Origin of the sequence: Tumebacillus flagellatus, from assembly GCF_000714935.1 — a bacterium.
Taxonomy (GTDB): Bacteria; Bacillota; Bacilli; order Tumebacillales; family Tumebacillaceae; genus Tumebacillus; species Tumebacillus flagellatus.
This window is the reverse complement of the sequence record NZ_JMIR01000013.1, coordinates 1-16,286: the sequence shown is the minus strand read 5'-3', so window position 1 is coordinate 16,286 and position 16,286 is coordinate 1. Positions and strand designations below refer to the sequence as shown.

The following is a 16,286-nucleotide window of genomic DNA, read 5'->3' as shown; positions in this document are numbered from 1 at the left end:
GTGCAAATGCTGTCTAGTGTCACGCTGCGCAAACGTCTGATGATCGTCCTTGCCTTGCTGGCCGCCGTGTTCCTCTGCCTGATCTTGCGACTGGGATACATACAGATGGTTCAAGCGCCCTGGCTGACCGAACAGGCTGAAGACCTGTGGCGGCGCAACATCCCGGTCGAGCCCAAACGCGGGCAGATCACCGACCGCAATGGCGAGGTGCTCGCTTACAACGGCAGCGCCCCGACGGTGGTGGTCATTCCGGCGCAAGTCAAGGACAAAGAGGGCACAGCGGCCAAGCTCGCCCCCGTGCTCGAAATGCCCAAGGAAAAAGTCCAGCAACAAATCTCCAAGCGCGCGCTGATGGTCTATCTGGCCCCCGGCGGGCGCAAAGTCACCGACGAAAAAGCCAAGCAGGTCCGCGATCTGAACCTCACCGGCATCTACGTCACCGAAGAGGGCAAGCGCTACTACCCGGACGACGGGCTGGCGGCGCACATCCTCGGGTTCGCCGGGGTCGACAACCAAGGGTTGACCGGCGTGGAATCGTGGTACAATGACCGCTTGCAGGGCAAGCCCGGGCGCATTTCGTTTTTTGCAAACGCGCGCGGGGAAGAGATGCCCAAGGAAGACGACGAGTACGTCGCGCCGCAAAACGGGCAGAATTTGAGCTTGACGATCGACAAAGAGATTCAGACGTTTGTCGAGCGCGAAATCGAGAACGTCGTCGCGCAGTACAACCCCGACGGGGTCATGTCGATCGTCGCCGACCCGAAAACCGGCGAGATTCTGGCGCTCGCCAACTACCCCACGTTCAAAAACGGCTCCTACCGCAGCTACCCGCAAGAAACGTACAACCGGGACCTCGCGATCTGGAAAAACTTCGAACCGGGTTCGACGTTCAAGATCGTCACGCTGGCGGCGGCGCTGGAAGAGAAGAAAATCACGCTTCAAGACCCGTTCTACGACCCCGGCTACTACACGGTCGGCGGGCGCAACATCCGCTGCTGGAAAGCGGGCGGGCACGGGCAAGAGACGATGCTCGACGTCGTCGAAAACTCGTGCAACCCCGGTTTTATGCTGATGGGTCAGAAGCTCGGCAAGGAAAAACTGTTCGACTACATCAACAAGTTCGGTTTCGGTCAGAAGACCGGCATCGACCTGCCGGGCGAGGGCAAGGGGATTCTCTTTAACGTGAACAAAGTCACCCCGGTCGACCTGGCGACCACGTCGTTCGGCCAAGGGGTCTCCGTCACGCCGATCCAACAGGTGATGGCCGTCTCCGCCATCGCCAACGGCGGGACGCTGATGAAACCGCATCTTGCCAAGGAGTGGCGCGACCCCGACACCAACCAGGTGATCGAAGAGGTCAAGCCGGAAGCGGTCCGCCGCGTCGTGTCGGAGAATACCGCCCGCCAAGTGCGCGAAACGCTGGAATCGGTCGTGGCGCGCGGTTCCGGTAAAAACGCGTTTCTCGACGGCTATCGCGTCGGCGGTAAAACCGGTACGGCGCAAGTTGCCGAAAACGGCGCTTATAAAAGCGGCCACTACATCGTATCTTTTATTGGCATGGCTCCTGTCGACAACCCGCGTCTGGTCGCGTACATCGCGATTGACAACCCGAAAGCGCCGCTCATCTTCGGGGGCGTTATCGCGGCGCCGGTCGTCGGGAACATTCTCGGAGACAGCCTGCATTACTTGAACGTTCCGACTTCCAAGCAAGGCTTGGCCAAGGAGTATAGCTACTTCGACGTCAAACCGGTCGAAGTGCCGCTGATTGCCGGCATGTCGGTTCAAGATGCGCAAAAGGAAATGCTCGGTGCCGGTCTGCAGTTGAAAACCGAGACCACAGGCACGGGCAAGTATATCGTCGATCAATCACCTGCCGCCGGTACGAAAGTTCCGCCCGGTTCCACCGTCCGTCTGTATCTGTCCGACCAACAGGCTCCGGCGGAGCAGAAGAAGCAATAGCGTATTGTCTGGAACGGGTGGAATGGTCCATACTGGTGGGTAGATGAAGGATTCGGAAGCAGCGAGGAGGAAACGCAGTTGCGGTTGCGCGAGTTGATTGCCCCCATCATCCTCAAACGCGTCGTCGGCTCTGACGACGTTGAGATTACGAGCATCACCCCGGATTCGCGAGACGTGAAGCCGGGGAGCCTCTTTGTGGCCCTGCGCGGCTATACGGTGGATGGGCATGACTATGTTCAAAAAGCGGTGGCGGCCGGAGCGTCGGCTGTCGTCGTCGAACAAGAATTCGAAGGACTTGCAGCACCGCAGGTCATCGTCCCGAACACGGGGACGATGGCTGCGGTGCTTGCGTCCGTTTTTTATCGTCATCCGTCGAAACAGATGAAAGTCATCGGCGTCACGGGCACCAACGGCAAAACCACGACCACGTCGCTGATCGAGCGCATTCTGCGCGACAACGGGCATGCGACCGGCCTGATCGGGACGCTGAAAGTCAAGTATGCCGACGTGGAGTATGAGACGTCGAACACCACGCCGGAAGCTTTGGTGCTCCAGCGTATTTTCCGGGAAATGCTCGACGCGGGCGTGGAGTATCCGGTGATGGAAGTTTCGTCGCATGCGCTGGAGTTGGGACGCGTCGCGGGCACGCAGTACCGCACCGCTGTTTTTACCAACTTGACGCAAGACCATCTGGACTATCACGGCTCGATGGAAGAGTACCGCCACGCGAAGGCGAAGTTTTTCTCGCGGCTTGGCAACACGTACAGCGACGACCCGGCAGAGGGAAGCTTTGCTGTGATCAACGCCGACGACCCGGAAGCGGGTTTCTTCCGAGGGGCGACAACGGCGCAAGTGATCACGTACGGGATCGACAACGAAGCGGATGTGCGGGCGCTCGACGTGAAGATTCAGTCGCACGGCGTCTCTTACAAGTTGGTTACTTTTGCGGGCGAGACGGAGCTGAAACTTCAGCTCACAGGCAAGTTCAACGTGTACAACACGTTGGCGGCCGCGGCTGCTTGCTTATTGGAAGGTTTGAGTCTGGATCAGATCAAGGCGTCGCTTGAAGCGGTGCCGGGTGTGGACGGTCGGTTTGAGCGTGTCAACGCCGGTCAGAAATTTGCGGTGATCGTCGATTATTCGCACACGCCGGACTCGCTGGAAAACGCGCTGAAGACGGTGCGCGAATTTGCGAAAGGCCGCGTGATGTGCCTCGTCGGTTGCGGTGGAGACCGCGACCGCACGAAGCGCCCGATCATGGCGAAGATCGCAACCGACTACGCGGACTTGGCGGTGTTGACGTCCGACAACCCGCGCACGGAAGACCCGGAGCTCATCCTCGACGACATGGAAGCGGGCGTGCGCGACGTGGAGCAGGGCCGTTATGTCCGCATCACCGACCGCGCCGAAGCGATTCGGTTTGCGGTGGCGCAAGCAGAGGATGACGACGTGATCTTGATCGCGGGCAAAGGCCATGAAACGTACCAGATCATCGGCAAGACCAAACACCACTTTGACGACCGTGAAGTGGCGGCGGCTGCGATTCGAGGTGAACAGTCATGATGGAGCGCACAGCAGGAGAGATTGCCGTCCTCGCGGGCGGTCGACTGATTGCAGGCGTTGCGTCGCTTTCCGTTCGCGGTGTCGCGACCGACACGCGCAAGGAAATGACGGGACGCCTGTTCGTCCCGATCGTCGGGGAGAGGTTTGACGCGCACGACTTCATCGAAGCGGCGGTGGAGCAAGGCGCCGTCGCCGCGCTCTGGCAAGCGGGCAAACCGATTCCGGAAAAAGCGCAACGTCTCGCGCTGATCGAAGTGGAAGACACGCTGCTCGGCCTGCAACGCTTGGCGGCAGGCTACCGCAACGAGTTGAAAAACCTGCGCGTCGTCGGCGTGACGGGCTCCAACGGCAAAACGTCGACCAAAGACTTGCTGGCGTCCGTGCTTTCCGAGCGTTTCCGCGTGCAGAAGACGCTCGGCAACCTCAACAACCACATCGGCGTGCCGCTGATGCTGTTGCAGTTGGAAGAGAGCACCGAAGTGGCGGTGCTCGAGATGGGGATGAACCATTTCCACGAGATCGAGTTGTTGGCGCGCTTGGCGTCGCCGCAAATCGGTGTGATCACGAACATCGGGGAAGCGCACATCGAGTACCTCGGGTCGCAAAGCGGCATCGCCGACGCGAAGTGCGAGTTGATCGAAGCGCTTCCGGCAAGCGGCAAAGCGATTCTGTTTGGCGACGAACCGCTCCTTCGCGAGCGCGCGTCGAAAACACAAGCTCCCGTCGTATGGTTTGGATTTGGGGAGGGCAACGACGTACGTGCCGTCAACGTGGAGAATCTCGGCATTGCAGGATCCCGCTTCTCGCTTGAAGGGGAAGAGGGAACGTACTCGCTCTCCGTACCGGGCCTCCACCAACTCGGCAACGCGCTGGCTGCCGTCGCCGTCGGCGAAGAGCTCGGCATGACCCGCGACGAGATTCGCAAGGGGCTTTCGCAAGCCAAACTGACCGCCCGCCGGTTTGAAGTGCACCAAGCCAAGGGCGTGAACGGCACTGTCATCGACGACGCGTACAACGCTTCGCCGACTTCGATGAAAGCCGCGCTCCAGATGCTCTCCGACATGCCGGGGGGCTACAAGATCGCGGCGCTCGGCGGCATGCTGGAGCTCGGGCCGGATTCTGTGGAGATGCACCGGGCGACGGGCGCGTTCCTCGCGGGTCTTGCCGTCGACGAACTGGTCTGCATCGGCGACCTGGCGCGCGACATCGCGGAAGGGGCGCGTCAGGGCGGTTTTTCCGGAGTTTTGTATGAGGCGGGAGACAAACCGCAAGCCATCGAGTATCTTGGAACACAACTGCAACGCCATGCACAAGACGAAACGGGCGGGGCGATCGTCCTCGTCAAATCTTCGCTGGGAATCGGTCTCGCCGATGTTGTGCGGGCGCTGACCTGAGTTGCGAAGACACAAGGGGAGGACCAGAAGTCATGGATATCAAGGTCATGTTGTGGACGACCGGGGTCGCGTTTCTTATCGCGGTGATCCTGGGTCCGCTGTTCATTCCGTTTTTGCGCCGCCTGAAATTCGGGCAGGCGATCCGCCAAGAGGGCCCGCAAAGCCATCAGAAGAAATCCGGGACCCCGACGATGGGCGGCATGATTTTTCTCGCCGCGCTGACGATTACGACGCTGAAATTCTCCGATCTTTCGTTTTCGACGTACTTGCTGTTGTTCGTGACGCTGGGATACGGTCTCGTCGGCTTCCTCGACGACTACATCAAAGTCGCGCTCAAGCGCAATCTGGGTCTGAAAGCCCGTCAGAAATTGCTCGGGCAGATCATCTTGGGCGTTGCGCTCTACATCGTGATGAACTACGCCGGACTCATCGATATGAAGATCAACATCCCGTTGATCGACACGCCGCTGAACCTCGGATTTTTCTATCTGCCGTTCCTCGTGTTGATGGTCATCGGCATGTCCAACGCGGTTAACTTGACCGACGGTCTGGACGGCCTCGCAGCGGGCACGACCGCCATCGCGTTCGGTTCCTACGCGATTCTCGCGTGGTGGACGTCGAACATGGAAGTGGCGATCTTCTGCGCGGCGATGGTCGGGGCGTTGCTCGGCTTCCTCGTGTTCAACGTCAACCCGGCGAAAGTCTTCATGGGCGACACCGGATCGCTCGCACTCGGCGGCGCGCTCGCCACGGTCGCGATCTTGACCAAGACGGAAATCTACGTGTTCTTGATCGGCGGCGTGTTCGTGGCGGAAGTGCTGTCCGTCATCCTGCAAGTCATCTCGTTCCAGACCTTTGGACGCCGCATCTTCAAGATGTCGCCGTTACACCATCACTTTGAGTTGATCGGATGGTCGGAGTGGCGCGTCGTCGGCACGTTCTGGACCGTCGGGCTGCTGCTCGCCGTCGGGTCTTTGGCACTGTATTTGAAACCGTAGGGAGATGCACAACGTGGAGTACACAGGAAAAAAAGTTCTCGTGCTCGGCCTTGCCCGCTCCGGCGCGGCGGCCGCACGACTTTTGCAAAAACTCGGCGCGGAGGTCACCGTCAACGACCAAAAAGACCTCCGCGAAGATCCGCTGGCAGCGGAGTTGCAAGCATTGGGCATCAACGTGATCGGCGGCGGGCATCCGGAGGGCATCGTGCATCCGGGGCTCGCCCTCGTCGTGAAAAACCCCGGCATTCCGTACAAAGCCGCTCCGGTGCGCCAAGCGCTTACGCTCGGCATCCCGGTCGTGACGGAAGTGGAACTGGCGTATGAAGTGGCCAAAGCGCCGGTGATCGGCATCACCGGCAGCAACGGCAAGACCACGACGACCACGCTGGTCGGCAAGATGCTGGAAGCGGCGGACCTGCACCCGGTCGTCGCCGGCAACATCGGCCTCGCGCTCTCCGAAGTGGCGGAGACGGTGACGGCCGATCAATGGCTGGTCGCGGAGCTGTCCTCGTTCCAACTGATGGGCACCCAGGCGTTTCGCCCGAAGATCGGGGCGCTGCTCAACCTCTATTCGGCGCATCTCGATTACCACGGCACGATGGAGGAGTACCGCGACGCCAAGTTCCGCTTGTTTGCCAACCAGACGGAGGGCGACACGGCGGTTTTGAACTGGGATCAGGAAGAAGTGCGCTTGGCGGCACAGACCACCCAAGCGCGCCTTGTGTGGTTCTCGACGTCCGAAGTTTTAGAAGAGGGCGTTTTTGTCCAAGATGGTCATATCCACGCTATCTTGAACGGCAAAAATCTTCCTCTTCTCCCGGTGTCCGAAGTCGGGCTCGCAGGTGTTCACAACTTGCAAAACGTCCTCGCGGCGGCGGCGATCTGTTTGGCGGCAGGAGCACCTGCCGAAGCGGTCGTCGAAGTGGCGCGGACGTTTCGCGGCGTTGAACACCGCACCGAGTACGTGGCGACCAAGAGCGGAGTGGACTTCTACAACGACTCCAAAGCCACGAACGCAGCGGCGGCAACGCAGGCGATCACCGCGTTTCCAAGCGTCGTGCTGATCGCGGGCGGACTCGACCGCGGGATGGACTTCCACGAGCTGGTTCCGGTGTTTGAGAAGCATGTCAAGCACGTCGTCGCCATCGGGCAAGCGGCAGACCGCTTCCTCCATGTGGCGAACCTCGCGGGCAAAACGGCGGAAAAAACCGACTCGCTCGAAGCGGCTGTGCGGCTGGCAGCCGAGCGGGCCGAAGTAGGCGACACCGTCTTGCTGAGCCCCGCGTGCGCGTCTTGGGACATGTTCGGGTCATTCGAAGAGAGAGGGAGCATGTTTAAAAAAGCTGTGCATACATTATAGCGATTGGACGAGACCGAGTATCCGGGGGTGACTGTTGCCGCATGAACGGCAAGATCAAATCGTATCCCGATACGCTGATCATTTTATCCACGCTTTTGCTTCTGGGGATCGGCGTCGTCATCGTGTATAGTGCCAGTGCGGTGCTCTCTGCGCAAAAGTTTGACGATCAGTTTTTCTACGCCAAACGTCAATTGATGTGGGCGGTGCTTGGGATCATCTCGATGTTCGTGATGATGAACTATGAGTACCACAAGCTTAGAAAGGTCGCCAAACCCCTGCTTCTGATCTGCTTCCTCTTTCTGATCGCCGTCGCCATTCCGGGCATCGGGTCGGTGCGCGGGGGATCGCGGGCTTGGCTTGGGATCGGATCGTTCGGCATCCAGCCGTCCGAATTCGCCAAGCTCGGGATCATCATCTTCTTCGCGTACATGTTGGAGCGGACGCAAGACCGCATCGCCGAATTCAAGCGGGGGCTGCTCCCGCCGCTCGCCATCGTCGTCTCGGCCGTCGGATTGATCATGTTGGAGCCTGACCTTGGACAATCTGTTGTCCTGATGGGCACGGCGATCATCATCATCTTTGCCGCCGGCGCACGGATCGCGCATCTCCTCGGTCTCGCGAGCTTGGCGATTCCGGCGTTTGTCGGGTTGGTCGTGGTGGCGCCTTACCGCTTGAAACGGATCTTTGCTTTTATGGACCCTTGGGCGTACGAACTGGATGCAGGGTATCACATCATCCAATCGCTCTATGCGCTGGGGCCGGGCGGACTGATGGGCTTGGGCTTGGGACGGAGCCGTCAAAAGTTCCTCTACTTGCCGGAGCCGCAGACCGACTTTGTCTTCTCCATTCTCGCCGAGGAGCTGGGCTTCATCGGCGGGGCCACGGTGCTGCTTTTGTTCCTGCTGATGATCTGGCGGGGACTGCGCACCGCGATTACAGCGCCGGATACGTTCGGCTCGCTGCTTGCGGTCGGCATCACCGGGATGATCGCGGTGCAAGTGATCATCAACATTGGCGTCGTCACCGGCTCCATGCCGGTCACGGGGATTACGCTCCCGCTGATCTCCTACGGGGGATCGTCCTTGACGCTGATGTTGACCGGGATTGGAATCTTGCTAAACATCTCCAGGCATACGAGGTGACGCCCAACGTCTGTCTGGAGGGAAAATACCGAGCGACGCCGCGAAAAAACGCGGAATCGCTCGGATTTTTTCGCTTCTCTGGGCTGGTGTCACCACTTTCTCCCCTCCTCCATATCATGGGGGTACGAGGCGCGGAACATCGAGGAGCGATATCAAATTGTCAGTGAAGTTGGAGGTACGACGATGAAACGAGAAGAGATTCAGAAACTGTTCACAGGCGAAGCAGTCGGCGAGGTGCTGTTTGACGAACCGATGTCTAAACATACATCGTGGCGCATCGGCGGCCCGGCCGACGTGTTCCTCCTCCCTACAGAACAGGAGCACCTCGTGCGAATCATGCAGCTGACGCATCAGCACGACATTCCCTGGTACGTGATCGGCAAAGGCTCGAACTTGCTGGTGCGCGACGGCGGATGGCGGGGGGTCGTCATCAAACTGGCTGACAATTTCTCTGATCTGAGCATTCAAGGCAACACGCTGACTGCACAGGGAGGTCGCTCTTTTGTTTCTGCCGCCCACCATGCGATTCGACAAGGATACAGCGGATTGGAGTTTGCCACGGGAATTCCGGGAACTGTCGGCGGCGCGGTGATGATGAACGCCGGGGCGCACGGCGGTGAGGTGAAAGACGTGTTGATCGAGTGTCACGTGCTAAGCCCTGAGGGCGACGTCCTCCGCCTGACGCATGCCGACCTGAAATTCGACTACCGCTACAGTGTGCTCAAGGACCGTCCGATGATCGTGTTGGACGCTTCCTTTCAATTAGGTACGGGCGACGCCGAAGAGATGAGCGAGAAAGTTCGCAACTGGGCGAAGCGCCGTCAGAGCACGCAGCCGCTGTCCCTTCCGAGCTGCGGCAGTGTGTTTCGCAACCCGGAAGGCACGCATGCGGGATTTTTGATCCAAGAAGCGGGGCTCAAGGGCACGCGGATTGGCGGGGCGCAGATCTCGGAACTCCACGGCAACTTTATCGTGAACATCGGGGGAGCAACCGCAGCAGATGTACTGGCATTGATCGACCTCGTGCAACGGACTATTTTTGAGAGAACCGGACATGAACTCCACCCGGAAGTTCGGATCGTAGGAGACGATTCTATCGGGGGGTGACATGCGTGGAACGCATAGCCATTGAAGGTGGGCACAGACTTCAAGGTTCCGTGCGCGTGCACGGGGCGAAGAATGCCGCCCTGCCGATCTTGGCGGCCAGCGTCATGGCGCATGGAGAAAGCATCATCGAAGACGTGCCGGATTTGCAAGACATTCGCGTGATGGTGGCGATTCTTCGCCACTTGGGTTGCAACGTGCACCACGACGGCTCCCGGCTTCGCGTGGATGCGTCCGGCTTGAGCGGCACCGAAGTGCCGGAATACTTGATGCGCCAGATGCGTTCTTCGATTTTTTTGATGGGGCCGATTCTGGCGCGCAGCGGCCAAGTGCGCATCTCGCTTCCGGGCGGCTGCACGATCGGCTCGCGTCCGATCGACCTGCACTTAAGAGGCTTGCAGGCGCTCGGCGCCCGCATCGAGGAGAAGCACGGCTACATTCTCTGCACCGCCAACCGTTTGCGAGGCACCAACATCTATCTCGACTTGCCGAGTGTCGGCGCGACGGAGAACTTAATCATGGCGGCGGTGTTTGCCGACGGCGTGACGACGCTGCACAACGCGGCGCGCGAACCGGAGATTGTCGATTTGGCGAACTACTTGAACGCGATGGGGGCGAAAGTCCACGGAGCGGGAGAAGCGAAAGTCGTCATCGAAGGCGTGCACCGGTTGCGCGGCACGAACTACACCGTCATTCCCGACCGCATCGTGACCGGGACGCTGTTGTTGGCCGCGGCGGCGACGCGCGGCGAAGTGGAGTTGACCAACGTGCAACCGGATCACTTGGGTGCCGTGATTTCGAAATTGCAAGAGAGCGGCGTCGATGTGCGGGCAGGACAAAACACGATCTATCTTCGTGCGGACGGCCGGCCGCAGCGCATCGAGCGCATCAACACGGCGTACTATCCGGGATTCCCGACCGACTTGCAGTCGCCGTTTATGGCGTACTTGAGTTTGGCAAACGGCACTTCGGTGGTCACCGAATCGATTTTTGAAGGACGATTCCAACATGTGAGTGAATTGGCGCGCATGGGGGCGAAGATCAAAGTCGATATGAGGACCGCTTTTATTGAAGGGGTGCCGGAATTGACGGGAGCGCACGTGGAGGCGACCGATTTGCGTGCGGGAGCCGCGTTGATATTGGCGGGACTGGCCGCGAACGGTCGAACGTCGATTGGCAACGTGCACCACATCGACCGGGGGTATGAGAAGGTAGAGGAAGTATTTGGAAGTTTAGGTGCCAAAATCTGGCGCGAAAGGCCGGGCGGCATCTCTTGAAAAGACATTTGAACATGTTATAATGGGGGCAAACCCCTAGACTTACAACGGCGGCATATATGACAAGTATATGCCGTTCGATTTTTTTTACGCAAAGGAGCAGGTCTTACTCATGCACGAAACGCCCTCCACCATCGCAGAGACCTACACGTCCAAGACCCCAAAGCCGACCCAGAAGCGCCGCCCGAATTGGAAGGCGTTGCTTTTTATTGTCGTTTTTTTCCTGCTGATAGTAGTGGCGGGATTCCTGCAATCTCCGTTGTCCGCCGTCAATACGATTGACGTCAAGGGCAACCATGAGATCCGCTATGACGAGATCGTCCGTGCGTCCGGCATCACAAAGGGCATGAGCTTCTGGCGGATTTCTTCCAAGAAGTCGGCCGACGCGATCCTCAAAGCCTACCCGGTGATCAAGACCGCCGATATCCAGGTGTCGTGGACGGGCAACGTCGTGATCGCGGTTGCAGAGAAGGCCGTTTCCGGCACGCTGGTTGCCAAGGACGGGTTTTACAGCATCTTGCAGGACGGCACCGTTTTGGAGAAGGCTGCCAAGCCGGACGACTCGATGCCGCTGATCACCATGGAGACCCTGCCGGCTCTCAAGCCGGGCGTTGTGGTGCAGGACGCCAACTTGCAAGCGCTGGCCAAGCAGATTCCGGAGGTGGAGCGGAGCACGCTCGATCAGATCTCCGAAGTGCGGATTCCCGCGAAGGGGCCGTGGCAAGTCTTCATGAGGGACAAGTTCGAAGTGCGGGTGCCGGAGAAGGTGTTCGCCGATAAGATGAACGAATACCAGAAGTTCCGCAACTCGCTCCCGGCCGACACGCCGCCGGGCATACTCAACCTGCTGGAATCGAACTATATGCAAGAGTACAAAAACACCGCGAAGAAGGAAGGGGAGTAGAGATGCCGTTCAAAACCGACAAACGGATGCGCTTGACCGTGTCTCTGACGATGATCTCCGTCATTCTCGGGCTGATGCTTTCCATGCAGTACAAAAACATGCGCGTCACCGCCGACGCCCAAGCCAAATTGCCGCAAACCGACCCCAAGGCACAGTACACAGCCGAACAACTTGACCGGATCAAGGACGAGAACAAAGGTTTGGAAGAGGACATCGAGAAGCTGAACAAGCAGCTCCACGGTTTGGAGAAGCAGGCGGGCGACGTCGACAAAAACCTCGCGCCGGAGATTCGCGACGATCTGACCAAGTACAAGATCATGGCGGGTCTGCTCGCCGTCAAGGGGCCGGGGATCACGTTCACCGTCGATGACAACAAAAAAGACATCCCCGCTGACAAGGACGTCTTGCTCTACATCACGCACGACTCCGACCTGCGCATGATCGTCAACGAACTGCTCATCGCCGGAGCGGAGGCGGTCTCGATCAACGGACAACGGATCACGACGACGACCGGCATCGTCTGCATCGGGACGATGGTCAAAGTCAACAACCAACGCATCACCACACCGTTTGTGTTCAACGCCATCGGCGATCCGAAGAACATGATCAACGCGCTGGAAACCCGCGGCGGCGTCATTGAAGTGCTGACCCGTCCGGAGAACGGCCGCTACTTGACGATCACGCCGCCCAAGCAAAGTCCTTCGATCACGATTCCGGGCTACGCGGGCGACTTCAACGGTCTGAAGAAATAGGAGGGGACACATGGAAACCAAGCACAAGGTCAGTTTGTTCATGGTCAGTTTACTGCTTGGCAGCATGCTGACCGTCCAGTTTTCCACCGTGCATCGTCCGCGCACGGACACCAATGTCGTGGACAACGTGCAGCTCAACGCCGAACTGGCGACGGAGAAGGACCGTCAGAAGTTTTACTACAGCGAGATCAACCGCTTGGAAGATCAAGTGAAGTCGTATGAGAACAAGCAAGGCAACCGCGATGAACTGGTCAAAGCGATGGCCGACGACCTCGACAAAGTCAAAACCCTCGCCGGCGTCAAACCGGTCAAGGGCAACGGGATCGTCATCACGATCGAGGATTCGTTTGACGCGATTGCCGCCGGGGGCGACCCGAGCAAAGCGGCTTCTCTGGATTACTACCTGTATCAACTGATCAACTACCTCAACGGCAACGAAGCACAGGCCGTGGCGGTGGACAACCACCGAATCGTCTCGCTGTCGTCGATTCGCATGATTTCGCAGAACAACTTGCAGGTCAATGCGGTGATGATCGATCCGAAATCGATCACGATCAAAGCGGTCGGGAACATTGAGCAGATGAAGATCGGGATGAACTTGTTTCCACAGTTCTTCCGCGAGATGGGCAAGGACTTCAAAATCACCGATGTCACCAACGGCAACCTGACCATCCCGGCGTACGATACACCCGTCGAATTCAAGTATGCCCAACCTGAAGGAGATAATAAACTATGATCTGGATTCCGGTTATCGGACTTGTGCTCGGCGTGTTGCTCGGGTTCTCGTTCAATCTCTACATTCCGCTTCAATACTCAAGCTACCTCTCGATCGCGATCTTGGCCGCGCTGGATACCGTGTTTGGCGGGATTCGGGCGAGCTTGGAGAAACATTTTGACTCGTCGGTTTTTATCAGCGGTTTCTTCTTTAACACGCTGTTGGCGGCGTTGCTGGCGTTTATCGGGGTGCAGCTCGGGGTGGATCTGTACTTGGCGGCAGTGTTTGCGTTTGGCGTGCGCCTCTTCAACAACCTCGCATCGATCCGCCGTCTGATTGTCAACCGATCCCGCCCTCATGAGAAAAATAGTTGAAAAACTTGTCTTGAAAAAGAGGGAATTCGCGCACCATGTTGAATTTAAGAACTGATCAACATCTGGCTTTTGCAATGAAACAGGGAGGTGCCACGGCTTGACAAACGGCGACATCATCGTCAGCTTAGACATAGGAACATCCAAAGTGCGAGCCATCATTGGTGAAATGAGTGGCACGGGCATCCAAATTATAGGCGTCGGTTCTGCTGAAGGCGATGGAATCCGCAAAGGTGCTATCGTTGACATTGATAAGACTGTGCAATCGATTCGCTCTGCGATCGACCATGCGGAGCGCATGGTCGGCATCGAGATCGGGTCTGCGTACGTTGGCATCTCTGGCAACCATATCACGCTTCAGTCCAGCCGAGGCGTCGTAGCTGTCAATTCGCCGAATCGAGAGATCGGCGAGGAGGATATAGATCGCGTTCTGCAAGCTTCGCGCGTGATCGCATTGCCGCCGGAGCGTGAGATTATCGACGTTGTGCCGAAGATGTACATCGTTGACGGTTTGGATGAGATCGCGGACCCGCGCGGCATGATCGGGGTTCGTTTGGAAGTGGAAACATACATCATCACCGGTTCCCGCACAGTGATTCACAATCTGATGCGCTGTGTGGAGCGAGCGGGTGTGCAGATTGCGGGGCTCGTGTTGTCGCCGCTGGCGGCCAGCACCATCGCCCTTACCAGCGACGAGCGCAAGCTCGGCGTCGGACTCGTCGACATCGGCGCCGGTCAGACGACCGTGTCGGTCTTCAAGAACGGAATCATGGAAGCGACCGGCGTGCTTCCTGTCGGCGGCGACCATGTCACCAACGACATCGCCATCGGTTTGCGCACGCAGACGGACGTGGCGGAGCGCGTGAAAGTGCGTCACGGTTGCGCGTTGGTTGCGGCGGCTCAGCAAGACGATACGTTCAAAGTCTCCCGCGTTGGCAGCAATGTCGACAAAGAATTCAATCAAGTTGACCTTTCGAACATTGTCGAGCCGCGCATGCAGGAAATTTTCCAGATGGTGCGTCAAGAAGTGGAGCGCATGGGCTTTAAAGACATGCCGGGCGGCTATGTCCTGACCGGCGGTGTCGCCTCGATGCCCAGTGTGGACAAGTTGGCTGAATTCGAGTTGGATGCAAATGTTCGAGTTGCCATTCCCGACTACCTCGGCGTGAAGGACACGTCCTTCGTCAACGGGGTGGGCATTATCAAATACGTAGGCCGCAACTTCACCCGGAAGCCGGACGCCCAATCTGCACCGCGGCGCAAGCAATCCAGCGGGAGCAGCAACAATTCGGGCGGCGGTGGCCTCGTCGACCGCATCAAGAGCTGGTTCAGCGAATTCGTCTAAGAGACAGGGTATGTTTAAGGAGGATCAAGGTTTATGTTGGAGTTTGATTTTGATATAGAGGCCTTTGCTCAGATTAAGGTCATCGGATGCGGCGGCGGCGGTTGCAACGCGGTAAACCGAATGATTGAAGCGGGCATCAAGGGTGTAGAATTCATCACCGTCAACACCGACGCACAAGCGCTTCACCTCTCCAAGGCGGAACACCGCCTCCAAATCGGGGAGAAGCTGACCCGCGGTCTCGGTGCCGGTGCAAACCCGGAAATCGGCAAGAAAGCGGCGGAAGAGAGCAAAGAGCAGATCATGAACGCGCTGCGCGGCGCGGACATGGTATTTGTTACCGCAGGCATGGGAGGCGGCACCGGCACCGGTGCGGCTCCGGTCGTTGCGGAAATTGCGAAGGAACTCGGTGCGCTGACGGTTGGCGTTGTGACCAAGCCGTTCACGTTCGAAGGACGCCGTCGCATGAACCAAGCGGAGCAAGGCATCGCTTCCCTCAAGGAGAAAGTCGATACCCTGATCGTCATCCCGAATGACCGACTCTTGGAAATCGTCGATAAAAACACCCCGATGCTCGAAGCGTTCCGTGAAGCGGACAACGTGCTTCGCCAAGGTGTCCAAGGCATTTCCGACCTGATCGCGGTACCGGGTCTGATCAACGTCGACTTTGCAGACGTCAAGACGATTATGACCGAACGCGGTTCGGCTTTGATGGGGATCGGTGTACACTCCGGCGAGAACCGAGCTGCAGAAGCGGCGAAGAAAGCGATCTGCTCGCCGTTGCTGGAGACTTCGATCGACGGCGCACGCGGCGTGCTGATGCACATCGCGGGCGGCAACAACCTGTCGCTGTTTGAAGTCAACGAAGCGGCGGATATCGTCTCTTCGGCGGCCGATCCGGAAGTGAACATGATCTTTGGTGCGGTTATCAACCCGGATCTCAAGGACGAGATCATTGTAACTGTCATCGCGACGGGCTTTGAGCACAAGGAACGCCCGCCGCAACAGAAACCGCTCAATAAGATGGATATCAAGCCGTTCGGGGGCAACTCTGCGTCCTCCGACAACCTCGATATCCCGGCGTTCCTGCGCCGTAACAACCGCTAATCTGTGAGGACTCCCCGTGCGGGGGTCCTTTTTTGTTGCGTTTTTGCGGGAGAGTGGCGAGTTGGAATTTCTAGAAATCGAGAGAGAGTTGTAGATTGAGAGAGTTGGTTTAGGGGAATGAGTTAATTTGGGTGGTTTTCGTGATTGAGAGAGTCTCTGGAGCATGATATATTAATACCTGTCGCCGCGAGAGACACGCGAACGACGAACTGAAAGACGCTTCGCATGATGGTGAACATGAGCCATTAGCTCAGTTGGTAGAGCACCTGACTTTTAATCAGGGTGTCGAAGGTTCAAG

General features: G+C 58.3%; 14 protein-coding genes. All 14 read left to right on the top strand.

Translation table 11 applies throughout. The features are described from left to right. Nucleotides 1–6: 6 nt before the first annotated feature. Complete coding sequence (locus tag EL26_RS10270; protein WP_238546093.1) at nt 7–1,959, top strand: stage V sporulation protein D; 1,953 nt, start codon at nt 7–9, stop codon at nt 1,957–1,959. Nucleotides 1,960–2,037: 78 nt separating this feature from the next. Then, nucleotides 2,038–3,522, top strand: coding sequence for a UDP-N-acetylmuramoyl-L-alanyl-D-glutamate--2,6-diaminopimelate ligase (locus EL26_RS10265; RefSeq protein ID WP_038087863.1), 1,485 nt, complete (start codon nt 2,038–2,040; stop codon nt 3,520–3,522). Continuing rightward, nucleotides 3,519–4,916: a UDP-N-acetylmuramoyl-tripeptide--D-alanyl-D-alanine ligase gene (locus tag EL26_RS10260; RefSeq protein ID WP_038087859.1), complete on the top strand. Its 1,398-nt coding sequence runs from the start codon at nt 3,519–3,521 to the stop codon at nt 4,914–4,916. The genes EL26_RS10265 and EL26_RS10260 overlap by 4 nt, the downstream gene beginning before the upstream one ends. Before the next feature lie 32 nt (nt 4,917–4,948). After that, on the top strand, nt 4,949–5,914 hold the full coding sequence (gene mraY / locus EL26_RS10255; protein WP_038087856.1) for a phospho-N-acetylmuramoyl-pentapeptide-transferase: 966 nt from the start codon (nt 4,949–4,951) through the stop codon (nt 5,912–5,914). Between the two features lie 4 nt (nt 5,915–5,918). Beyond that, nucleotides 5,919–7,274, top strand: a complete 1,356-nt coding sequence (gene murD, locus EL26_RS10250) for a UDP-N-acetylmuramoyl-L-alanine--D-glutamate ligase (protein ID WP_038087853.1) — start codon at nt 5,919–5,921, stop codon at nt 7,272–7,274. A gap of 41 nt (nt 7,275–7,315) precedes the next feature. Then, nucleotides 7,316–8,416 carry a stage V sporulation protein E gene (gene spoVE, locus EL26_RS10245; RefSeq protein WP_038087849.1) on the top strand — a complete coding sequence of 367 codons (1,101 nt, stop codon included), beginning with the start codon at nt 7,316–7,318 and terminating at the stop codon, nt 8,414–8,416. 183 nt (nt 8,417–8,599) lie between these two features. Further along, the gene (murB, locus tag EL26_RS10240; RefSeq protein ID WP_038087846.1) at nt 8,600–9,523 is read left to right on the top strand and encodes a UDP-N-acetylmuramate dehydrogenase; all 924 of its coding nucleotides are present in this window, start codon (nt 8,600–8,602) and stop codon (nt 9,521–9,523) included. Between the two features lie 5 nt (nt 9,524–9,528). Continuing rightward, a complete protein-coding gene (gene murA / locus EL26_RS10235; RefSeq protein ID WP_038087844.1) occupies nt 9,529–10,797 on the top strand; it encodes a UDP-N-acetylglucosamine 1-carboxyvinyltransferase in 1,269 nt (422 codons plus the stop codon). Between the two features lie 112 nt (nt 10,798–10,909). Further along, nucleotides 10,910–11,701, top strand: coding sequence for a cell division protein FtsQ/DivIB (locus EL26_RS10230; RefSeq protein WP_038087840.1), 792 nt, complete (start codon nt 10,910–10,912; stop codon nt 11,699–11,701). Between the two features lie 2 nt (nt 11,702–11,703). Further along, nucleotides 11,704–12,453, top strand: coding sequence for a DUF881 domain-containing protein (locus EL26_RS10225; protein ID WP_038087837.1), 750 nt, complete (start codon nt 11,704–11,706; stop codon nt 12,451–12,453). A gap of 10 nt (nt 12,454–12,463) precedes the next feature. Next, entirely contained in the window at nt 12,464–13,189 is a 726-nt protein-coding gene (locus EL26_RS10220) for a DUF881 domain-containing protein (protein ID WP_038087835.1), read from the top strand. Further along, a complete protein-coding gene (locus tag EL26_RS10215; RefSeq protein ID WP_038087832.1) occupies nt 13,186–13,542 on the top strand; it encodes a small basic family protein in 357 nt (118 codons plus the stop codon). The genes EL26_RS10220 and EL26_RS10215 overlap by 4 nt, the downstream gene beginning before the upstream one ends. A gap of 97 nt (nt 13,543–13,639) precedes the next feature. Further along, nucleotides 13,640–14,884 (top strand): cell division protein FtsA, encoded by a 1,245-nt coding sequence (gene ftsA, locus EL26_RS10210; protein WP_038087829.1) that lies wholly within the window; start codon nt 13,640–13,642, stop codon nt 14,882–14,884. A gap of 33 nt (nt 14,885–14,917) precedes the next feature. Further along, the gene (gene ftsZ / locus EL26_RS10205; protein WP_038087826.1) at nt 14,918–15,988 is read left to right on the top strand and encodes a cell division protein FtsZ; all 1,071 of its coding nucleotides are present in this window, start codon (nt 14,918–14,920) and stop codon (nt 15,986–15,988) included. Nucleotides 15,989–16,286: the final 298 nt, after the last annotated feature.